The sequence below is a fragment of the Modestobacter sp. L9-4 genome, from assembly GCF_019112525.1.
GTDB lineage: Bacteria > Actinomycetota > Actinomycetes > Mycobacteriales > Geodermatophilaceae > Modestobacter.
The window spans coordinates 2395584-2415677 of sequence record NZ_CP077800.1 but is presented as its reverse complement, the minus strand read 5'-3'; the positions used below and the strand labels follow the sequence as shown (position 1 = coordinate 2415677).

Below are 20094 nucleotides of genomic sequence, written 5' to 3'. Positions count from 1 at the left end.
GCACGGATCCACTCCATCAGCGCAGGAGCTTGGACATCCGGCGGTCGGCCAGCGGCTTGCCGCCGGTCTGGCAGGTCGGGCAGTACTGCAGCGACGTGTCGGCGAAGGACACCTCGCGCACGGTGTCCCCGCACACCGGGCAGGGCAGGCCGGTGCGGGCGTGCACCTGCAGGCCGGCGCGCTTCTCGCCCTTGAGCGTGGCGGCCCGCTGGCCGAGCTGACGCTCCAGCGCCCCGGTGAGCGTCTCGCGCATCGCGGCGTGCAGGCGCAGCAGCTCGTCGTCGGTGAGCTTGTCGGCCGACTTGAACGGCGACAGCTTGGCGGTGTGCAGGATCTCGTCGGAGTAGGCGTTGCCGATGCCGGCGAGCACGGTCTGGTCGGTGAGCGTGCCCTTGAGCTGGGTGTGCCGGCCGGTCAGCAGCGCACTGAGGGCCTCGGCGTCCAGCTCGAGGGCGTCGGGGCCGAGCCGGGCGATGCCGGGCACCTCGGCGGCGGACCGGACGACGTAGACCGCCAGCCCCTTGCGGGTGCCCTGCTCGGTGAGGTCGAAGCCCGAGGGCAGCTCCCCCTCGGCCGGCTCCAGGTGCACCCGCAGCGCCAGCGGGCCCTTGCCCGGCTTGGGCGGCGTGGTGGGCAGGTTCTCCCGCCAGTGCAGCCACCCCGCCCGGGCCAGGTGCACGACCAGGTGGACACCGGAGACGTCGAGGTCGAGGAACTTCCCGTGCCGCGAGGCGCCGGTCAGCTCCAGGCCGGCCAGCGCCGACAGCGGCGGGTCGAAGGTCTTGATCGCCTGGACGGCGGCCAGGTCCACGCGCGTGACCACACGGCCGACGGCGTTCTCGCGGAGGAACGCCGCCAGGGCCTCCACCTCGGGCAACTCGGGCATCCACCCATGATCCACGCGGAACCGGCCCGGCGTCCTGCGCGCGTCCCCCGTGCGGGGTACCTCCGGCAGCGGTCTTGCGACCCCGGGGCGGCCGGGCCACACTCGCGGCGACGACCGGAGGGAGGGGCTGGCCAGGTGACGCACGTCCTGTCGCTCCTCCTCGGCGTCAGCGCCCTGCTGGCGCTCGTCACCGACGGCAGCGCGCTCCCGGGCGCCGCTGCCGTGACCACCACCCTGGCCCTCACCCTGCTGGCCACGGTCCTGGCCCGCGTGGCCCCGGTCGTCCCGCAGGTGCGCCTGGTCGGCCCGTCGTCCGGCGTCCCGGCCCGCGAGGAGCGCTGCCGCCGCGGCGTGTTCCGCCGCCAGGTGAGCCCCAACGCGCCCGGACGCATCCGCCCGCGCGCGCCGCAGGCCGGCTGACCCGCTCCCTGCGCGTCTGCGCCCCGGCCGTCGCCGAGGGTGCCGTCCCGTCCGCCCCGCTGCTGCGGCGCGGCGGTCACCCGTCCGCCTGCGCTGCTGCGCGCGGACCCCCTGCTGCTCCTCCTGACCTGTGAGGTCGTCGTGCTCGATCCCCTGTACACCGCCGTCGCCTGGGTGCTCGCCCGGTGGCACGACCTGCTCTCCGTCGTCCTCGACCCGGCCGGTGGGGCCACCTGGACGGCGGCGATCGTCCTGCTGGTGCTCACCGTCCGGGGGCTGCTGCTGCCGCTGGTCCTCCGCCAGCAGTCGTCCCAGCGCGCCGCCCAGCTCCTGCAGCCCGAGGTCGAGGAGCTGCGCCGCCGGCACGGCAGCGACCGGGCCGGCTTCGCCCTGGCGGTGCGGGAGCTCCAGCGCGAGCGGGGCGTCAGCCCGCTGGCCGGCTGCCTGCCCGGGCTCCTGCAGCTCCCGGTGTTCCTCGCCCTCTTCCACGTGCTCCGCCGGCTCGCACCCGGCCGGCCGGGCCGCTACGGCTGGGACGACGCGCTCACCGACCAGGCTGCCCGGGCCGAGCTCTTCGGCGCACCGATCTCGGCCTCCTGGACCGGCCACGGCCCGGGCGGCGAGGCCGCCCGCCACCTCGCCGCCCTGGGCGACGTCCGGGTGGTGAGCACCGTCCTGGTCCTGGCGCTGTGCGCGGTCACGTACCTGGGCCAGCGCGCGGCGCTGCGGCGGAGCGGTCCTGCGACGGGGCAGGCCGCCACCGTGCAGCGGGTGCTGCTCTACGGGGCGCCCGCCGGGTTCCTGCTCACCGGGTTCGTCCTGCCGATCGGCGTCCTCGTCTACTGGACGATCAACAGCCTGGTCACGTGGGCGCAGCAACGGCTCGGGCCGCCCGCGCCACCCCCGGTCGCCCCGGCCGCGGTCTGACCCGGCCGGTCAGCCGGCGCGCAGCTGCGGTGGGGTGAGGTCCATCGCGGTGTCACCGACGGCGGCCGCGCCCAGCCGGGCGGCCCAGCGCACCAGCCCGGCGTCGTCGACGCCGTGCCGGGCGGCGGTCTCGCCCGCGGTGCCCAGCGACCGGGCGCCGCGGGCGAGCAGCGTGGCCGCACCGGCCCGGTTGCCGCGCGCGGCGTGGGTCAGCCCGACGGCGAGCTGGGCCAGGCCGCGCCACAGGTCGCGCTCGTCGTCCGGACCGGTCTTCCAGGCGTCCTCGAGGACCTCGTGGGCGTGGAAGGGCCGCCCGGCGTCCAGCAGCTCCTGCGCCTCGCGCAGCGTGTCCGCCGGCGTGCGGACGACGCCCTCCGGGGCCCGCGGCTCCCCCGGTTCGCCGTAGGGCAGCGGACGGCCGAGCGCGTCGCGGGGCCGGGCGCTGCGGGCGCGCCCGGTCTCGTCGCGGTCGCGGCGCGGGTCGGTCACGTCAGGGGAGGTCGGTGGTGAGCCGGACCCGCACGCCGTCCTCGGCCGTCGTGATGTCCACGTGGTCGCAGAGCTGGCGGGCCAGCCACAGGCCCATGCCGCCCAGGGACAGGTCGGCGCCGTGCGCCGGGCCGTAGCCGATGAACGGGTCCTGCAGGCCGGCGCCGTGGTCGGTGATGGTGCAGACCAGCCGCTTCTCACCGGCCCACAGCCGCAGGTCGACCGGCGGCCGGCCGTGGCGCAGCGCGTTGGTGGTCATCTCGTCGACGGCCAGCAGGAAGTCCTCCAGCGCCGGACCGGACCCCTCCGGCAGCGTCGCGTCGGACGCGCGCACCGACAGGTCACGGCGCAGGCCGCGCAGGTCACGCACCCCGTCGGCGCTCACCAGCGGCTCGGTGGACTCCAGCGGCTCGGCCGGCACCGGCAGCGCGAGCAGGTAGGCCTCCGCGTCGACGTGGCCGGGGTTGGGCTGCTGCTGACCGTCGACCTGCAGCGACGGGTGGGTGGCGCGCGCGGCCTCGACGAGCGGCTCGGGGACCCGGCGGGTGTCGCACAGGCAGAGCACCTGCAGCGGGTCGTCGCCGAGCAGCTCGGCCTCGTGGAGCTGGTGGTCCAGCACGGCGTCGTAGCGCTGCCACTCCCGCCAGGAGTCCGGGTCGGGGTCGGCGAACGGCTCGAGGACCAGCCGCACCACGGCCACGCCGTCGGCCCGGTGCCGCTCGCCCAGCCGGCGGACGGCGGTGATCGCCGCGGCCGGGCCGTTGCCGTAGACGTCGTCCCACTCGACCCAGACCACCTCGGGGTGGTCGGCCAGCGCCTTCTGCAGCAGCTCGCCGGTCACCGCGGTGCAGGCGACGACGACGGGCTCGCCGTGGTCGAGTCCCGCCTCCACGAAGGCGGTGGTGCCCTCGGTCAGCGCAGCGTCGGAGGCGCCGATCAGTGCCCGGTGTGTGCCGGACACGGCTGCCCCGTCCATCTGCGCTGGTCCCCGTCCTGCCGGTGCTGGGCCGCCGTGGTGGCAGCCGTGGCCAGGGACTCCCTACCCGTTCAGCGCGCACCTAGGCGTGTGGCCGTGCGCACCTGCCCTAACGTGCTGCCGGTGAGCCCCCTCCCCCACGACGACCTGGGCGACCGCTGGCGGGCCGCCCGCCCGGCCGCGGCCGGCGTCCACCTCGACAGCGCGTCCTGCGGCCGGCAGAGCGAGGCGGTGCTCGACGCTGTCGCCCGGCACGCCCGGCACGAGGCAGAGATCGGCGGCTACGTCGCGCAGGGCGCGGCCGACGGGCTGCTGCAGCAGGGCCGCTCGGTGCTGGCCGGCCTGGTCGGGATGGCCGCCGCGGACGTCGCGTTCACCGAGAGCGCCACGTCCGCGGTGCGCACGCTGCTGTCCGCCTGGCGGCTGCCGGCCGGCAGCCGGGTCGCGGTCCTCCCCGGTGAGTACTGGCACAACGTCGCGGCGATCGAGGCCGCCGGGTGCGTCCCGGTGCTCCTGCCGGCCGACGACCTGGGCCGGGCGGACGTCGAGGGGGTGGCGCGGCTGCTGCGCACCGACCCGCCGGCGCTGGTGCACCTGACCCTGGTCGCCAGCCACCGCGGCGTCGTCCAGCCCGGCCGCGAGGTGGCCGCGCTCTGCCGGGCCGCCGGCGTCCCCCTGGTGCTCGACGTCGCCCAGGCACTCGGCCACGTCGACTGCGACCTGGGCGCCGACGCCGCCTACGGCACCTCGCGCAAGTGGCTGGCCGGACCGCGCGGCGTCGGCTTCCTGGTGGTGCGGCCCTCGGTCACCGCCCGGCTCACCCCCGTCACCGACCCCGGCCGGTACGACGACGGCGGCGCGGGTGTCGACCACGCCCGCTGGTACGAGTCAGGCGAGGGGCACGTCGCCGGGCGGGTCGGGCTGACCCTGGCGCTCGGTGAGCACCTGGCGGCGGGGCCCGACCGGGTGCGGGAGCGGCTGTCGGCGCTGGGCCGGGCCACCCGCGAGCGGCTCGACGGCCGCGGCGGCTGGCGGGTGGCCGAGCCGCTGGAGGAGCCGACGGCGATCACCACCCTCACCGCACCGGACGGCGTCGACGTCCGGGGGGTCTCCGCGAGGCTGCGCACCGAGCTGGGCGTGCTCACCACCGCGCCGGGCCGGGAACGGGCACCGCGCGAGCTGACCGGCCCCGTGCTGCGCGTCTCCCCGCACCTGGACGCCACCCTCGACCAGCTCGACGCCCTCGCCACCGCCCTGGCCCCCTGAGGCCGACAGGCACAGGTACCAACACCTACGTCCTGCGCCGTCCTGGTGCAGGACGCAGGTGTTGGTACCTGCGTCCACGGCGCCGTACCGCACGCATCGGTACCAGTGCCTGCGCTGAGGAACAGCTGCATCCGGGAGCGGGGCACCGGCGGAAGAGGGGGTGGAAGGCCGCCCAGCCGGGAGGCCCCGCCCTCGGAAGGACACTCACGTGACCCGCACCCGCCCGCTCGCGCTCGTCGCCGGCACCACCGGCGCGCTCGCACTCGTCCTCGCCTCCGCCACGCCCGCCTCGGCCGCCGACACGGCCACGGTCTCGGTCCTGCACGCCGTGCCGGACACCCCGGTCGACGTCTACGCCAACGGCGAGGAGCTGCTGTCGGACTTCCAGCCCGGCACGCTCACCGACCCGCTGACGCTCCCCGCCGGTGAGTACGACCTGAAGGTCTTCCCGGCCGGTGCCGACCCGGCGACCGCCTCCCCGGCCATCTCCGCCGACGACGTCGCCGTCCCGGCCGGCGCGAATGCCACCGTGGTCGCGCACCTGACCGCCGACGGCAAGCCCACGCTGACGCCCTTCGTCAACGACCTGTCCGCGGTGGCCGCCGGTGACGCGCGGCTGACCGTCCGCCACACCGCCGCCGCTCCCGCCGTCGACGTGCGGGCCGGTGGCGCGGTCGTCGTCCCGGGGCTGACGAACCCGAAGGAGGCGTCGCTGACCGTCCCGGCCGGGACCGTCTCCGCCGACGTCGCCCTCGCCGGCACCAGCACCGTCGCGATCGGCCCGGCCGACCTGACCCTGGCCGAGGGCACCGCGACCGTCGTCTACGCCTGGGGTTCGGGTGAGGCCGGCTACGAGCTGGCCGTGCAGACCTTCACCGGCCTGCACTCCTCGCCCTCCGGCGTCCCCGGTGGCTCGGCCGGCCTGGCCACCGACGACGCCGGCCTGCCCCTGCCCGTCGTCGCGCTGACCGCGCTGGGCCTGGGCGTCGCCGCCCTCGGCGCCCGCCGCGTGGTCTCCAGCCGGGTCTGACCCACCCGGACCCGGAGGACGACCGTGCGCACCCCCGTCGCCGTGCTGGCGCTGGGTCTCACCCTGGCGATCGGCACCCCGACCGCCTGGGCGCTGACCCGGCCCGAGCCGACGGCGGGGGTGCCGGTCGCCGCGGCCCTCGCCGCACCCGCCAGCACTCCTGCCGCCCCCACCGTCCCCGCCGCACCGGACGTCGCGCCGGCGGTGACCGCACGACCCGCGGCACCGGTCGCGGTGCCGGCCGTCGTCCCGCCGGTCCGGCTGTCCGTGCCCGCCCGCGGGATCGACGCGCCGGTCGACCCGGTCGGCGTCGAGCCGGCGGGTGAGATGACGCTGCCCGAGGACGTCGACCGGGTCGGCTGGTACCGCTTCGGCCCCACCCCGGGCGCCGCCGAGGGCGCAGCGGTGGTCGCCGGCCACGTGGACGACGCCGAGCAGGGCCTGGGCGCGCTGGCACCACTGCGGGAGACCCAGCCCGGCGACGAGGTCGTGGTCGAGGCCGCCGACGGCAGCACCACCCGGTGGACGGTCACCAGCCGGGAGACCATCGACAAGCCCGGCGTCCCGCTGGGCGACCTGTTCGCCCGCACCGGCGCGCCGCGCCTGGTGCTCATCACCTGCGGCGGCCCGTTCGACGCCGAGCTGCGCAGCTACCGCGACAACGTCGTCGTCGTCGCCGAGCCGAGGCCGTGACCGCGCTGGAGGACCGCAACGACCTCTACGGTCAGGACGTGCTGACCGGCCGGACGTCGCTGCGGCGGGCGACGGAACCGCCGGACGACGACGAGGTCGCCCGGCGGTTCCGGGACGGCGACGAGCAGGCGCTGGCACTCGCCTACGAGCGCTGGGGCGGCCAGCTGCACGGCATGGCGGTGCGCGCCTTCGGTCCCGGCCCGGACGCCGAGGACGTCACCCAGCAGACGTTCATCGCCGCCTGGACCGGGCGCAGCGGCTACACGCCCGGTTCCGGCCCGCTGCCCGCCTGGCTGGTGGGCATCTGCCGGCACAAGATCGCCGACGTGTGGGCCAAGCGGGACCGGCAGCGGCGGCAGTCCGAGGCGGTGGCCGCCGACGTCGCCTCCCGCCCCGGTTCCTCCGACGGCGTCGACAACCGCGTGGCCGACCGGGTGCTGCTGCTCGGCGAGCTGGACCGCCTGGGGCAACCGCAACGGGGGATCATCGAGCTCGCGTTCTTCGAGGACCTCACGCACCAGCAGATCGCGGCCCGCACCGGCATCCCGCTGGGCACGGTCAAGAGCCACATCAGGCGCACCCTCGAGCGCCTGCGGACCCGGTTGGAGGTGGACGGTGGAGCACTGCAGCCCTGAGCAGCTGGCGCTCGCCGCCCTCCGCGAGCCGCTGCCCGCTGCCGACGCGGCGCACCTGGCCGGGTGCGCCGCGTGCCGCGCCGAGGTCGCGTCCCTGCAGCGCGGGGTCGACGCCCTCGCCGTCCCGTCGCTGGCCGCCCCGACCGCCGAGGTGCCCCCGCCGCCGCGGGTGTGGGACGCGATCGCCGCGGCGACCGGTGTCTCCGCCACCCCCGCCGCCGAGCCGGTGCTGGCGCCGGTCGTCCCGCTGCGTTCCCGGCGCACCCGCTGGCTGGCGGTGGCCGCGGCGGCGGCCGTCGTCGCCGGCCTCACCGGGGCGGTCGCCCTCACCCGCGACGACGCCGGGGCGGTGGTCGCCGAGACCACGCTGGACCCGCTGGACGCCGACGAGTCCTCCGGCCGGGCCGAGGTGCGCGACCGCGACGGCGTCCGCTCGCTGGAGGTCGACCTGGACGCCCCGTCGCTGGGCGACGGCTACTACGAGGTGTGGCTGCTGCGGCCCGACGTGACCGGGCTGGTGCCGCTGGGCGTCGTCCACCAGGGCACCAACGTCGTCCCGCTGCCCGACGGCCTCGACCTGTCCGCCTACCCGGTCGTCGACGTCTCGGTCGAGCCGCTGGACGGCGACCCCCAGCACTCCGGCGTCTCGGTCGCCCGCGGCTCGCTCTCCTGACGCGGAGTGGACACGTCGCGCTGACGCCGACGGACCCACTCCGCCCGCGACGCCCGAACGCGGCACTGTGCGCCGGGTGCCCACTCCAGCCGAGGACCGGGCACCCGCTGCACAGTGCTGCCCATCCGACCGGGCGAGCGGCTTCGGACCGGCACGGACGGTCGCACCGTCGAGACGATGCGGGTCGGGCGACGCTCAGAGCACCGAGGACATCCCGCCGTCCACGTAGAGCACCTGACCGTGCACGAACGCCGACGCCGGGCTGACCAGGAACAGCAGGGCGCCGACGAGGTCCTCGACGCGGCCCCAGCGGCCGGCCGGGGTGTGCGCCCGCACCCAGGCGCTGAACTGCTCGTCGGCCACCAGCGGCGCGGTCAGCTCGGTCTCGATGTAGCCGGGGCCGATCGCGTTGACACCGATCCCGCTGCCGGCGAGGTCGGCGCACATGCCCTTGGTGAGCATCTTGATCGCGCCCTTGGTGGCGGCGTACGGCGTGATGCCGGGGCGGGTGACCTCGCTCTGCAGCGAGGCGATGTTGACGATCCGGCCGCGTCCGCGCGGCACCATCCGTCTAGCCACCTCACGGCCGACGAGGAACGCGCTGGTCAGGTTGGTGTCGAGCAGGCGGTACCAGTCCTCGTCGGTCACCTCGGTGAACGGGGCCCGCGACTGCACGCCGGTGTTGTTGACCAGGACGTCGAGCGGCCCGACCTCGTCCTCGATCCGGGCGACGCCCGCGCGCACGGCCACCGGGTCGGTGACGTCGAACGGGACGGCGACCACCCGGTCCGGCGCACCGCCGGCGAGCTCGGCGCGGGTCCGCTCGAGCCGGTCGGCGTCCCGGCCGTTGAGGACGACGGTGCACCCCGCGTCCAGCAGCCCGGCGGCGAGCGCGCGGCCGATGCCCCGGCTGGAGCCGGTCACCAGGGCGGTGGAGCCGCTGACGTCGAACATCCCCACGGTCACCACAGCACCCCCGGCTCGTCGCACGCGGTCGGCGCAGCGCCGCCGACCGCTGGTGGACCCTACGATGACCTGGGGTGCTCGGCCCCGCCGAACAGGAAGAGGTCGCTGTCGTGAGCGTGGTCGTGGGATACGTGCCGGATGCGACGGGCTACCTGGCCGTCACGGAGGCCGCGCGCCAGGCGCAGTGGCGGGGGACGAACGTGATCGTCGTCAACGCCGTCGACGGCAGCGGCTACGTGCGCCCGACCGCCGCCGACGAGCGCGACATCGACGCCCTGGACGCCAAGCTCACCGCCGACGGCGTGCCGCACGAGATCCGGCACCTGGACGTCGGCACCGCGCGCGCCGCCGAGGTCATCCTCGGGGTGGTCGAGGAGGTCTCCGCCGAGCTGGTCGTCGTGGGCATCCACCGCCGCTCCCCGGTCGGCAAGATGCTGCTGGGCAGCACCGCGCAGCGGATCCTGCTCGACGCCCCGTGCCCGGTCCTCGCCGTGCGGGCCCCCGAGGCCTGACGGCAGATCCGCAAGGCCTGACGGCGACTCCGGACGCCTGACGGCGACGCCGCAGGCCTGACGACGGCGCCGCCGGGTCAGCCGGCGGCGCGGCGGGCGCGGTAGGCGGCCGCGTGCTCGCGGTTGGCGCAGGTGGTGTCGCAGAACCGGCGGCTGGCGTTCTTGGTGAGGTCGACCAGCACGTCGTTGCAGCCGCCGGCCGCACACCGGTGCAGCCGGTCGAGCGCACCGGCGCGCACGACGTCGGCCAGGGCCATCGCCGCCTCCACGCCCATCCGGTCGGCCAGCGAGGCGGTCGGCTCGGTGGCGTGCACGTGGTAGCCCCAGCCGTCGTGCCGGACGAGCTGCGGCAGCGCCTGCCCGTCGCGGAGCAGCCGGTTGACCACGGCGACCACGCCGTCCTCGTCGGTGTCCCAGATGCCGGAGAGCACGGTGCGCAGCCGGTGCACCGCGGCCAGTTCGGCCGCGTCCCCGGCCCGGCTGCCGGTGAACCCCCACTCGTCGAGCAGCTCGACCAGGGACGGCGGGTCGGGCAACCGCTCCTGACCGTCCGCCGAGGTGTTCACCAGCGCGGCTGCAGCGGCCAGCGCCACCTCGGTGTCATGGGCAAACAGCATGTGACTCCTGACTCTGCTACGGTCCCGCCATCAGGAGCGTACGTCCCTTGACTCCTGACGAGGGGGTGGCTGCCGTGCTCGACCGCCGTACCGGCCTGACCGGACTGCTGCTGGCCGTGGTGTCGGCCGCCGCCTTCGGCACGGCTGGCTCCTTCGCCACCGCCCTGCTCGACGCCGGGTGGAGCGCGGGCGCCGCCGTGACCGTGCGGATGGGCCTGGCCGCGATGGCGCTGACCGTCCCCGCCGTCCTCCAGCTGCACGGTCGGTGGCACCTGCTCCGGGCCAACGTCCGGCCCGTCCTGGCCTTCGGGGCCCTCGCCGTCGCCCTGCCCCAGCTGGCCTACTTCTCCGCCGTCACCCGGCTCTCGGTGGGCGTGGCCCTGCTGCTGGAGTACTCCGGCGTCCTGCTCGTGGTGCTGTGGACCTGGGCGCGGCTCGGCCAGCGGCCCAGCGCGCTCACCGGCGCCGGGGTGATCGTCGCGCTCGGTGGCCTGGTGCTGGTGCTCGACGTCGCCAGCGGCGCCCGCATCGACCCGGTCGGTGTGGTGTGGGGTCTGGTGGCCGCCGTGGGGCTGGCGTCCTACTTCGTGCTGTCGGCCCACGCCGAGGACCAGCTCCCCCCGCTGGTCAGCGCCTGGGCCGGGCTGGCCGTCGGCGCGCTCGTGCTGGGCGTCGCCGCACTGGTCGGCGTCGTCCCGTGGCGGACGGCCACCACCGACGTCGACTTCGCCGGCCGGTCGACCAGCTGGCTGGTGCCGGTCCTCGGCCTGTCGCTGCTGGCGGCCGCCTTCGCCTACGCCACCGGCATCGCCGCCGTCCGCCACCTGGGCTCGCGGCTGAGCTCGTTCGTGGGACTCAGCGAGGTGCTGTTCGCCGTGCTGATCGCCTGGCTGGCGCTCGGGCAGCAGCCCGGGCCGGTGCAGCTCCTCGGCGGGGTCGTCGTCCTGGCCGGCATCGTGCTCGTCCGCCTGGGCGAGCGACCGGCCGACGAGCCGGCCACGGTCGACCCCGTCCCGGCCGGCTGACCGGGCTCAGACCGGCACGGCCTGGCGGTGAGCGCTCTCGACGCGCTGGCCGTACCAGGTGGCGGCGAGGACCAGGACCGCACCGACGGCGGCGACCGCGGTCAGCCGCTCCCCGCCGATGCTGACCCCGACGGCGACGGCCCACAGCGGCTCGGTGCCCATGAGCAGGCTCGCGCGGCTGGGTGAGGTGCGCCGGACGGCCCAGGTCTGGGCGAGGAAGGCGAAGACGGTGCACGCCAGCGCCAGGTACGCCAGCTGCGCCCACGCGGCCGGGGGCAGGTGCACGACGGATCCCAGCTGCGGTGCCGCGGCAACGCTCAGGAGCACCGCGCCGACCGTCGACTGGACCGTGGTCAGCACCAGCGAGCTGACCGGGCGGTCGGCGGTGAGCCGGCCGATGAGGCTGACGTGCACCGCGCGCACCGCCGCGGCCACCAGCATCAGCCCGTCGCCCCACCCGGGCGCCCGGACGCCGTCGCCGGAGACCAGCAGCCCGACGCCCACCACGGCGACGGCGGTGGCGGCGAAGAAGGGCGCCGGCAGCGCGGTGCGCCCCCACGCACCGTCCAGCAGCGGGGTGAACACCACGGTCAGGCTGATGATCAGGCCGGCGTTGGTGGCGGAGGTGCCGGCGACGCCGAAGGTCTCCAGCGTGAGGACGGCGGCCTGCGTGCACCCGAGCAGGACGCCGACGGCCAGGTCGCGCCCGCGCGGCACCCGCCCGCGGGCCCGCCGGCACACGACCCCTAACGCGGCCGCGGAGAGGACGTAGCGCAGCGCGAGCACCACCAGCACGGGTGCGGCGACGGTGAGGTCCTTGGCCACCAGGTAGCTGCTGCCCCAGACGAGGGCCACTCCCATGAGGACGGCGTCCGTCGCCCGGTCCCGCCCCGTTGCTCGCACGCCTCGACCCTGCAGTCACCGTCCCTGAAGAACAACGACCAGTTGCTCAACCTCCGATGTAGCGTCGCTTCATGGACGTGCGCCAGCTGTCGATCCTCCGCGAGCTCGGGGACCGGGGCAGCGTGACCGCGGTGGCGCAGGCGCTGTTCATCACCCCGTCGGCGGTCTCCCAGCAGCTGGCCGTCCTGCAGCGGGGCGTGCCCGTGGCTCTCACCCAGCGCCGCGGCCGCAGCCTGGTGCTCACCGACGCCGGCCGCGCGCTGGCCGACGCCGCCACCGAGGTGGCCACCGCCCTGGCCCGCGCGGAGCTCGCCGTCGACGCGTTCCTGGACGACCCGCGCGGCACCGTACGCGTCGCCGCCTTCTCCAGCGCGGCCACCGCGTTCTTCCCGGCGCTGCTGCAGGCCGGCAGCCCGCCGGTCGAGTGCGCCGAGCACGACGTGTCGCAGTCCCGCTTCCCGGCACTGTGCGCCGACCACGACGTCGTGCTGGCGCACCGGCTCGACTCCAGCCCACCGTGGCCGACGACGATCGCGGTGACGCCACTGCTGCACGAACCGCTGGACGTCGCCGTCCCGGTGGGTCATGCCCTGGCCCGGCAGGAGAGCGTCATCGCCGAGCAGGTCGTCGCCGAGCCGTGGGTCGCGGTGCACGAGGGGTTCCCGCTGCTCGCCCCGCTCGAGGCGATCGCCGCCGCGGCCGGGCGGCCGATGACGATCGCGCACCGGATCAACGACCTGACCGTCGCCGCGAGCCTGGTGTCCGCGGGCGCCGGCCTGGCACTGATGCCCAGGTACACCGCGCCGTCGGTGCCCGGCGTCGTGCTGCGCCCGGTGCGCGGGATGGGACTCGCCCGGCACATCGACGCCCTCGTTCGCCCCGAACGCGCCCTACGCAGCTCGGTCCGGACGGTGCTCGCCGCCCTCACCTCGGCCGCGGACCACCTCACCGACAGCTGACCCGGCCCATCAGGACCTGGGCAGGCGGCACATCTGGTCCTCGCTCCGCTGGTCGTGGTCCTCCTCCCGAATGCAGGCCGCGCAGGCGAACAGCGTCGTCGACCCAGGAGCCGGGTGCGCGGCCTCCGGGTGACCGCACTGCCGGCAGTCAAACTCCGGAGGGCCGCCCGGCGGCACCGTCGGCGGTGTGACGGCCGGCCAGCGCGGACGGTCCCGCTCCCGCCGCCACCACCGCATCACGTCGGCCACCGTGCCACGGCCTGCCTGGACCCCACCGTCAGTCCAGCGCGGCCTGCATGCGCGCCGACACCCGCCGGTGCACGGCGAGCTGCTCGTCCAGCCCCGGGTGCGCCACGACGCCACCCTCGACCACCACCCGCCCGCCGACGACGGTCTCCTGTGCCGACACCGGCCCGCACCGCAGCCACGCCTCGACCGGGTCCGACAACGCACCGGCGAACCGCACTCCCTCCAGTGACCAGACCGCCAGGTCGCCGCACGCCCCGACCGAGAGCTGCCCGATCTCGCCCGTCCGCCCGAGGCACGCCGCCCCGCCGCGGGTGGCGATCTCCAGGGCGTCCCGCGCCGACATCGCGGCCGCGCCGTGCCGCAGCTTGCCCTGCAGCATCGCCGTCCGGGCCTCCAGCCACAGCGACGCGGAGTCCGCCGATGCCGAGCCGTCCACGCCCAGCCCGACCGGGGCGCCCGCCGCCCGCAGCTCGGCGACCGGGGCGAGACCGCTGCCCAGGATCATGTTCGACGACGGGCAGTGCGCCGCCCCGACCCCCGCCGCCCCCAGCCGCACGATCTCTGACTCAGAGGGCCAGACCACGTGCGCCAGCCAGGTCCGCGAGGTCATCCAGCCGACGTCGGCCAGGTAGTCGACCGGCCGCCGGCCGAAGGTGGCCAGGCAGAACGCGTCCTCGTCCTGGGTCTCGGCCAGGTGGGTGTGCAGCCGGACGTCGAGGGTCTCGGCGAGCTCCGCGGTACGGGCCATCAGCTCCGTCGAGACGCTGAACGGCGAGCACGGCGCCAGCGCGATCCGGGTCATCGCCGTCGCCGACCGGTCGTGGTGCAGCTCGACCAGCCGCTGCGAGTCGGCCAGGATCTCGTCGTCGTCCTGGACGACGGAGTCCGGTGGCAAGCCACCGTCCTTGACCGACAGCGACATCGAGCCCCGCGTGGGGTGGAACCGGACGCCGAGCTCGCGGGCCGCGGCCACCTCGGCGCTGATCAGGTCGCCGGCGCCGCGCGGGTGCACGTAGGAGTGGTCGGTCGAGGTCGTGCAGCCCGACAGCGCCAGCTCGGCCAGCCCCACGTACGCGCTGACGTGGGCCGCCTCCTCGTCCAGCCGCGCCCACAGCGGGTAGAGCGTCACCAGCCACTCGAACAGCCCGCCGGTCAGCGCGGGCGCGTAGGCGCGGGTCAGGTTCTGGTACAGGTGGTGGTGCGTGTTGACCAGCCCCGGCGTGACCAGGCAACCGCGGGCGTCGATCCGCCGGACGGCGTCGGGCTGCGGGTCGCCCGGTCCGCCCAGGCCGCTGACCACCCCGTCGGTGACCGCGACCCACCCCCCGGCGATCTCCCGGCGGGCGTCGTCCACGGTGGCGATCAGCTCGGCGTCGTGCACGAGCAGGTCAGCGGTCACGGCGGCATCCTGCCGACCGTTTGTGTCCGGCAGCGCACCGACAGGTCCCGATTCGTAACACTCCGCGGTTAGCGTGGCCGTCCCCGTCGGAAGTCGAGGTCGTACGTGCTGCTGGAAGCTCCCCGGTTCGTCCTGCCCGAGACCCTCGCCGAGGCGCTGGCCGCCCGCGCCGAGCGCCCGGAGGCGGTCGTCGTCGCCGGCGGCACCGAGGTGATGCCCGACCTGCTCTGGCGGAACCGGACGGCGGCCGGCTTCCTCTCCCTGCGCCGCGTCGCGGCCCTGCGCGGGACGACGACCGACGGCGGCGACCTGGTCATCGGCGCCGGCACCCCGGTCGCCGCGCTCACCACCGCACCGGACGGCGGCCTGCGCGCGGCCGCGTCGTCGCTGGGCACGCCGCTGGTGCGCACCGAGGCCACGATCGGCGGCAACGTGGTGAGCGCGCTCCCCTACCGCAACCTGCTGCCCACGCTGCTGGCCGGCGGCGCCACCCTCGAGCTGACCTCGGCCGCCGGCACCCGCGTCGTCCCCTTCGACGGCTTCGTCACCGCGCCCGGCGTCACCGGGCTGCGCGAGGGGGAGCTGCTGACCGCCGTCCGGCTGCCGGCGCACGTCGGGTTCGCCGACTACGCCAAGGTCGGCCGGCGCAACGCCCAGTTCGTCGCCACCGTCAGCGCGGCGGTCGTCTCCCGGGACGGCGTCGCCCGGCTGGCGTTCGGCAACGCCGGCCCCATCCCGTTGCGCTCGGACGCCGTCGACACCGCCGCGACCGCCCTGCTCGACGGCCAGGCGACCGCCGACGACCTGCGGTCCACGGTCGCCGCCGCGGTCGACCCACCGGAGGACGCGGTCGCCTCGGCCGACTACCGCCGGCACGCCCTCGGGGTGCTCGCCGTCCGGCTGGTCACCCGGGCGGCCGTCGACGCGGGGCTGGGCTCGTGACCGCCGTCGAGGACCCCCGACCGGAGGTCGCCGGGGGCACCGACGGACCGGACTCCTCCGTCACGTTCGCCCTCACCGTCGACGGGACGGCGCACGAGGTCACCGCCCGCTGGGACGAGTCGCTGCTGACCGTGCTGCGCGACCGGCTCGGCGTCCGGGGCCCCAAGACCGGCTGCGCGCACGGCCGGTGCGGCGCCTGCGCGGTGAAGGCCGACCTCGGCGACGGCGGGCACGTGCTGTGCTCCTGCCTGGTGCCCGCCGCGACCGCCGCCGGGGGCACCGTGGAGACCATCGCCTCGATCGGCGGCCCGGACGGCGCGCTGTCCGACGTCCAGGAGGCCTTCCTCGCCGAGGGCGCCGTGCAGTGCGGCATCTGCACGTCCGGGTTCGTCACCGCCGCGACCGAGCTGCTGGACACCAACCCCGACCCGACACGCACCGAGATCGAGGCCGCCCTCTACGGCAACCTCTGCCGCTGCACCGGCTACGGCCGGATCGTCGCCGCGGTGGAGACCGCTGCCCGCACCCGCCGCGGTGACGCCTGATGGACGGCGGGATCGGCAGCTCGGTCCGGCGGCCGGACGGGCCGGCGAAGGTGCGCGGCGAGTTCTCCTACGCCGGCGACCTCACCGCGGACGGGATGCTCGTCGGGGTCACGCTGCGGTCGCCGCACCCGCACGCCCGCATCCTCCGGCTCGACACCGCAGCGGCCCGGGCGATGGACGGCGTGCACGCCGTCCTCACCTGCGACGACGTGCCGGGTGACCGGCAGTTCGGGCTGGTGCTGCGCGACGAGCCGGTGCTCGCCGACGGCGTCGTGCGGTACGCCGGGGAGCCGGTGGCGGTCGTGGCCGCGGTCGACGCCGCCACCGCCCGCCGGGCCGCCCGCGCGGTCGAGGTCGACTACGAGGTGCTGCCGGCGCTCACCGACCCGCAGCTGTCACTGACCGCTGCCTCCGTCCACCCAGACGGCAACGTCTACCGGCACGTCTCCTACAGCTGCGGCGACCCCGACGCCCGCGGCGTGGTCACGGTGGAGAACACCTACCGGATCGGCATGCAGGACCCCGCCTTCCTCGCACCGGAGGCCGGCCTGGCCCGGCCCACCCCGGACGGCGGGGTGGCGATCGAGGTGGCGACCCAGTGGCTGCACTCGGACCAGAGGCAGATCGGCTGGGCGACCGGCCTGCCGCCGGAGAAGGTGCACGTGTCCCTCGCCGGCGTCGGCGGCGCGTTCGGCGGCCGCGAGGACGTGACCCTGCAGGTGCACGCCTGCCTGCTGGCGCTGGCCACCGGCCGTCCGGTGAAGATCGAGTACACCCGGGAGGAGTCCTTCCTCGCCCACCGGCAGCGGCACCCGGGCACCATCTGGCTGCGGCACTCCGCGGACGCCGACGGGCGGATCGTCAGCGTCGAGGGCCGGGTGCTGCTCGACGGCGGCGCCTACGCCAGCACCTCCCCGGTGGTCATCACCAACACCGTCACCTTGCTGCAGGGCCCCTACCGCGTGGACAACGGCCGGTTCGAGGGCTGGTCGGTGCGCACCAACAACCCCAGCTGCGGGGCGATGCGCGGGTTCGGCGTCCCGCAGGCGGCCTTCGCGCACGAGGCGCAGCTGGACGCGCTCGCCGCCGCCCTGGGCATCGACCCGGTGGAGATCCGGCTGACCAACGCCCTGCAGCGCGGCGACGTGGCCACCTTCGGGCAGCGCTTCGACGCCCCCACCCCCGTCCGCGAGGTCATCGAGGGGCTGCGCGCGGTCCCGCTGCCCAGCGGCCCGGCCAAACCGCCGGGCGGGGTCGGGCGGTCCGGCGGCGGGGAGGTGCGCCGCGGCGTCGGCTGGGCCGTCTCGATCAAGAACCTGGCCTTCAGCGAGGGCCACGTGGACGAGTCCACCGCCGAGGTGAGCCTGCGCGACGGGCACGCCACGGTGCACACCGCCTGCGCCGAGGTCGGCCAGGGCTTCGTCACCGTCGCCGAGCAGGTCGCCCGCACCGTGCTCGGCGCCACCAGCGTCGACGTCGTCCAGCCCGACACCCTGGTCGCCTCCGCCGGGTCGACCAGCGCCTCCCGGCAGACCATGGCCTCCGGGACGGCAGTGCACCGCGCCTGCCTCGCCGTCCGCGACCGGATGCTCGGCCGGGTCGCCCGCGCACACGGCCTGGACGCCGCCACCCTGACGGTCGCCGACGGCGTGGTCTGTGCCGCCGGTCGGCCGCTGGGGCCCGTCGCCACGGCGGCACCCGGTCAGACGTTCCGGGCCACCGAGCACTTCCAGCACCCGGCCACCCACCCGCTCGGCTCGGGCGCGGGCGGCATGTACGTGGCGTTCGGCTTCTCCGCGCAGCGGGCGGTGGTCGACGTCGACGTCGAGCTCGGGCTGGTCAGCGTCGTCCAGATCGCCTCGTGCCAGGACGTCGGCACGGTCGTGAACCCCACGCAGCTGCTCGGCCAGATCGAGGGCGGCATCGTGCAGGGCATGGGGCTGGCGCTGATGGAGGAGGTGGTGGTCGTCGGCGGGCTGATCACCAACCCGGACCTCCAGGACTACCTGATCCCCACGATCGTCGACGCCCCCGAGATCGTCTCCACCTACGTCACCGACCCCGAACCGGGCATGCCGCATGGCTGGAAGGGCGTCGGGGAGCCGCCGCTCGTGACCGCGGTGCCGGTGGTCGCCGCCGCCGTCCGTGCCGCGACCGGGCTGCCGCTGCCCGCGGTGCCGATCAGGCCCGAGCACATCGCCCTGGGCATCGGGCAGGCCCCGACCGTCACCTGGACGACGCCGCGCGCGGCCGACCCCGACCGCCCGCGCGGCCCTGTGGTCGACGAGGAGCCGCACGACGCTCCCGGCACGATGGCCGAGGAGGGCGCCCCGGCCGGCGGTTGACCGGCTGAGGAGGCTCGGGCCATGAGCGGGATCGCGCCGTACGGGATGACCTTCGAGCTGCAGGTCGGCGACCTCGCGGCCGCCCGCGCCTTCTACACGGCGCTGTTCGGCCGGCCGCCCGAGCTGGAGCCGGACGAGGGCCTGCTCGAGTGGGCCGTCGTCCCCGGTCAGGAGACCTGGCTGCAGGTGGCGGGCGTGGCGGCACCGCAGCCCCTGCGCGCCCGGCTGCGCTTCGCCGTCCGCGACCTGCCCGGGACCCGGGATGCGCTGCTCGCCTCGGGGGTCGAGGTCTCGGTGGCCGAGTCGGTGCCCGGCGTCGTCTCCTGGTGCGACCTCGACGACCCGTGGGGCAACCGCCTGGGCCTGTACACAGACCTCTCCGGCAGCTGACCGCCCCGGGGACGTCGTCCCTGGGACGACCCCGTGACCCGGGGGCGGGAGCGGCCACTCCCGCCCCCGGGCGGGTCAGGTGCCGAGGAGGGGGCGCAGGGCGTCGGGGACGTCGGTGCCCAGCGGGCGGGCGCCGATGAGGCGGCCGGCCTCGGAGGGGTCGATGCCGAGGGTGCCCAGCACCTGCAGCGCCTGGACGTCGGGCAGCGCGTCGAACCAGCGCCGTCCCAGCGCGGCGCGGCCGGCGACGGTGGGACGGCCCCAGAGCCGCAACCGGGCCATGCCGCCGTCGGGGAAGACGTCCAGCCGCACCGAGCTCACGCCCGTCGTCCCGTCGAGGACGAACTGGTGCCGGGTGTCGGGCTGCAGCCGGGTGCGCGGCAGCAGCTCGACCTCGGTGCCGTCGGCGGTGCGGCCGGTGAGCGAGGCGGTGCCGGGCGCGTTGCCGAGGAACCACGAGGTGTCCAGCTCGGCCAGGGTGATGACGCCCTCGCAGGCCAGCGCGACGTCGACCCAGTCGTTGCCGGGGCCGCGGCGGCGGGCGTTCTCCCAGCCCTCGCCCATCGAGCGGGCCAGTCCGCGGCCGATCAGCTGCAGCGGGCTGCCGTAGTGGGCGTTGCTGACCCCGGTGACCTGCCCGCCGTTCTCCAGCGCCGCCAGGTCGAACGGGCCGGCGTCGACCAGCCGCGGGTCCGGGACGACGGTGCCGTGCACCCGCAGCCGCGCGACGCCGCCGTCCGGGTGGATGGTCAGCCGCACGTGCGTCACCCGCCGGTCGGAGTGGACGGCGAAGCTGTTCGCGGTGTCACCGGCGAGGTCCGACAGCGGCACGAGCGGCTGCCAGTCGGCCCGGGTGAGCTCCTCGACCGAGGGGTGGCCCTCGACCGCGGCGCCCTCGACCGACGCTTGGGCCGGGAAGTTGCCGGTGAAGAAGGCGGTGTCGACGACGACGCCGGCCACGATCCCCGGGGCGCCGAGCCTCACGATCGCCCAGTCGTGGCCCGCGGTGCGCCGGCGGCGGGTCTCCCAGCCGTCGTACTCCTTGCCCTTGTGGCCGAACTCGGTGCGCGCGACGGCCGGGTGCGGGAGCACCAGGTTCTCCCGGGCGGCGAAGAACTCGTCGTTGGCGGCCACCACCGCACCGCCGAGGTCACGGCGGGCGAGGTCGGGCAGGTGCACGAACGCGGGGCTGAGCTCAGCGTGTCTCATCGCTCTCCAGAAACTGGCGGGACGTTCGGGGGTTCACC

At 76.0% G+C, this 20094-nt stretch carries 22 protein-coding genes; 14 read left to right on the top strand and 8 right to left on the bottom strand.

The features are described from left to right. Positions 1 to 16: 16 nt before the first annotated feature. Positions 17 to 886, bottom strand: a complete 870-nt coding sequence (locus tag KUM42_RS11395) for an Fpg/Nei family DNA glycosylase (RefSeq protein WP_237492340.1) — start codon at positions 884 to 886, stop codon at positions 17 to 19. Between the two features lie 135 nt (positions 887 to 1021). Between KUM42_RS11395 and KUM42_RS11390 the strand changes: the two genes are divergently transcribed. After that, positions 1022 to 1306, top strand: a complete 285-nt coding sequence (locus KUM42_RS11390; protein WP_237492338.1) for a DUF6412 domain-containing protein — start codon at positions 1022 to 1024, stop codon at positions 1304 to 1306. A 141-nt stretch (positions 1307 to 1447) separates the two neighbouring features. Further along, positions 1448 to 2233, top strand: a complete 786-nt coding sequence (gene yidC / locus KUM42_RS11385) for a membrane protein insertase YidC (protein WP_237492336.1) — start codon at positions 1448 to 1450, stop codon at positions 2231 to 2233. 9 nt (positions 2234 to 2242) lie between these two features. Here yidC and KUM42_RS11380 read toward each other — a convergent pair whose 3' ends face one another. Continuing rightward, positions 2243 to 2722 (bottom strand): DUF309 domain-containing protein, encoded by a 480-nt coding sequence (locus KUM42_RS11380; protein ID WP_237492334.1) that lies wholly within the window; start codon positions 2720 to 2722, stop codon positions 2243 to 2245. 1 nt (position 2723) lies between these two features. Continuing rightward, on the bottom strand, positions 2724 to 3683 hold the full coding sequence (locus KUM42_RS11375; RefSeq protein WP_237492332.1) for an anti-sigma factor RsbA family regulatory protein: 960 nt from the start codon (positions 3681 to 3683) through the stop codon (positions 2724 to 2726). A 138-nt stretch (positions 3684 to 3821) separates the two neighbouring features. On the opposite strand from KUM42_RS11375, the gene egtE reads away from it, so the two are divergent. From egtE to KUM42_RS11350, 5 genes are all read left to right on the top strand, one after another. Continuing rightward, on the top strand, positions 3822 to 4964 hold the full coding sequence (gene egtE / locus KUM42_RS11370) for an ergothioneine biosynthesis PLP-dependent enzyme EgtE (RefSeq protein WP_237492330.1): 1143 nt from the start codon (positions 3822 to 3824) through the stop codon (positions 4962 to 4964). A 208-nt stretch (positions 4965 to 5172) separates the two neighbouring features. Further along, the gene (locus KUM42_RS11365) at positions 5173 to 5994 is read left to right on the top strand and encodes a DUF4397 domain-containing protein (protein ID WP_237492328.1); all 822 of its coding nucleotides are present in this window, start codon (positions 5173 to 5175) and stop codon (positions 5992 to 5994) included. 24 nt (positions 5995 to 6018) lie between these two features. Further along, entirely contained in the window at positions 6019 to 6687 is a 669-nt protein-coding gene (locus KUM42_RS11360; protein WP_237492327.1) for a class F sortase, read from the top strand. Next, entirely contained in the window at positions 6684 to 7322 is a 639-nt protein-coding gene (locus KUM42_RS11355) for an RNA polymerase sigma factor (protein WP_237492324.1), read from the top strand. Before KUM42_RS11360 ends, KUM42_RS11355 begins: the two co-directional genes overlap by 4 nt. Continuing rightward, complete coding sequence (locus tag KUM42_RS11350) at positions 7303 to 7995, top strand: anti-sigma factor (protein WP_237492322.1); 693 nt, start codon at positions 7303 to 7305, stop codon at positions 7993 to 7995. Before KUM42_RS11355 ends, KUM42_RS11350 begins: the two co-directional genes overlap by 20 nt. A gap of 195 nt (positions 7996 to 8190) precedes the next feature. Here KUM42_RS11350 and KUM42_RS11345 read toward each other — a convergent pair whose 3' ends face one another. Then, positions 8191 to 8961, bottom strand: coding sequence for an SDR family oxidoreductase (locus tag KUM42_RS11345; protein ID WP_237492321.1), 771 nt, complete (start codon positions 8959 to 8961; stop codon positions 8191 to 8193). A 110-nt stretch (positions 8962 to 9071) separates the two neighbouring features. On the opposite strand from KUM42_RS11345, the gene KUM42_RS11340 reads away from it, so the two are divergent. Continuing rightward, complete coding sequence (locus KUM42_RS11340) at positions 9072 to 9473, top strand: universal stress protein (RefSeq protein ID WP_237492318.1); 402 nt, start codon at positions 9072 to 9074, stop codon at positions 9471 to 9473. Between the two features lie 77 nt (positions 9474 to 9550). Here KUM42_RS11340 and KUM42_RS11335 read toward each other — a convergent pair whose 3' ends face one another. Next, positions 9551 to 10090: a CGNR zinc finger domain-containing protein gene (locus tag KUM42_RS11335; RefSeq protein ID WP_237492315.1), complete on the bottom strand. Its 540-nt coding sequence runs from the start codon at positions 10088 to 10090 to the stop codon at positions 9551 to 9553. 74 nt (positions 10091 to 10164) lie between these two features. Here KUM42_RS11335 and KUM42_RS11330 point away from each other — a divergent pair, with 74 nt between their 5' ends. Further along, on the top strand, positions 10165 to 11115 hold the full coding sequence (locus tag KUM42_RS11330; RefSeq protein WP_237492314.1) for a DMT family transporter: 951 nt from the start codon (positions 10165 to 10167) through the stop codon (positions 11113 to 11115). A gap of 6 nt (positions 11116 to 11121) precedes the next feature. Here the strand turns inward: KUM42_RS11330 and KUM42_RS11325 are convergent, their stop codons facing one another. After that, complete coding sequence (locus tag KUM42_RS11325) at positions 11122 to 11976, bottom strand: DMT family transporter (protein ID WP_237492313.1); 855 nt, start codon at positions 11974 to 11976, stop codon at positions 11122 to 11124. Positions 11977 to 12089: 113 nt separating this feature from the next. Between KUM42_RS11325 and KUM42_RS11320 the strand changes: the two genes are divergently transcribed. Continuing rightward, complete coding sequence (locus tag KUM42_RS11320; protein ID WP_237492312.1) at positions 12090 to 12977, top strand: LysR family transcriptional regulator; 888 nt, start codon at positions 12090 to 12092, stop codon at positions 12975 to 12977. 277 nt (positions 12978 to 13254) lie between these two features. Here KUM42_RS11320 and KUM42_RS11315 read toward each other — a convergent pair whose 3' ends face one another. Next, positions 13255 to 14625: an 8-oxoguanine deaminase gene (locus tag KUM42_RS11315; RefSeq protein WP_237492311.1), complete on the bottom strand. Its 1371-nt coding sequence runs from the start codon at positions 14623 to 14625 to the stop codon at positions 13255 to 13257. Positions 14626 to 14730: 105 nt separating this feature from the next. On the opposite strand from KUM42_RS11315, the gene KUM42_RS11310 reads away from it, so the two are divergent. The 4 genes from KUM42_RS11310 to KUM42_RS11295 are packed head-to-tail and all read left to right on the top strand — an operon-like array spanning position 14731 to position 18847. Beyond that, positions 14731 to 15567 carry a xanthine dehydrogenase family protein subunit M gene (locus KUM42_RS11310; RefSeq protein ID WP_237492310.1) on the top strand — a complete coding sequence of 279 codons (837 nt, stop codon included), beginning with the start codon at positions 14731 to 14733 and terminating at the stop codon, positions 15565 to 15567. After that, the gene (locus KUM42_RS11305; protein WP_237492309.1) at positions 15564 to 16112 is read left to right on the top strand and encodes a (2Fe-2S)-binding protein; all 549 of its coding nucleotides are present in this window, start codon (positions 15564 to 15566) and stop codon (positions 16110 to 16112) included. Before KUM42_RS11310 ends, KUM42_RS11305 begins: the two co-directional genes overlap by 4 nt. After that, positions 16112 to 18457, top strand: coding sequence for a xanthine dehydrogenase subunit D (gene pucD, locus KUM42_RS11300; RefSeq protein ID WP_237492308.1), 2346 nt, complete (start codon positions 16112 to 16114; stop codon positions 18455 to 18457). Before KUM42_RS11305 ends, pucD begins: the two co-directional genes overlap by 1 nt. 21 nt (positions 18458 to 18478) lie before the next feature. After that, positions 18479 to 18847, top strand: a complete 369-nt coding sequence (locus tag KUM42_RS11295; RefSeq protein ID WP_237492307.1) for a VOC family protein — start codon at positions 18479 to 18481, stop codon at positions 18845 to 18847. A 75-nt stretch (positions 18848 to 18922) separates the two neighbouring features. On the opposite strand, the gene alc is transcribed toward KUM42_RS11295, so the two are convergent. Then, positions 18923 to 20056 (bottom strand): allantoicase, encoded by a 1134-nt coding sequence (gene alc, locus KUM42_RS11290; protein ID WP_237492306.1) that lies wholly within the window; start codon positions 20054 to 20056, stop codon positions 18923 to 18925. Positions 20057 to 20094 lie beyond the last annotated feature (38 nt).

Excerpts from the sequence above, each read along its gene's own strand:
- KUM42_RS11395 (WP_237492340.1), bottom strand. The coding sequence starts at position 886 with ATGCCCGAGTTGCCCGAGGTGGAGGCCCTGGCGGCGTTCCTCCGCGAG.
- KUM42_RS11335 (WP_237492315.1), bottom strand. The coding sequence starts at position 10,090 with ATGCTGTTTGCCCATGACACCGAGGTGGCGCTGGCCGCTGCAGCCGCG.
- KUM42_RS11325 (WP_237492313.1), bottom strand. The coding sequence starts at position 11,976 with ATGGGAGTGGCCCTCGTCTGGGGCAGCAGCTACCTGGTGGCCAAGGAC.
- KUM42_RS11320 (WP_237492312.1), top strand. The coding sequence starts at position 12,090 with ATGGACGTGCGCCAGCTGTCGATCCTCCGCGAGCTCGGGGACCGGGGC.
- pucD (WP_237492308.1), top strand. The coding sequence starts at position 16,112 with ATGGACGGCGGGATCGGCAGCTCGGTCCGGCGGCCGGACGGGCCGGCG.
- KUM42_RS11295 (WP_237492307.1), top strand. The coding sequence starts at position 18,479 with ATGAGCGGGATCGCGCCGTACGGGATGACCTTCGAGCTGCAGGTCGGC.
- alc (WP_237492306.1), bottom strand. The coding sequence starts at position 20,056 with ATGAGACACGCTGAGCTCAGCCCCGCGTTCGTGCACCTGCCCGACCTC.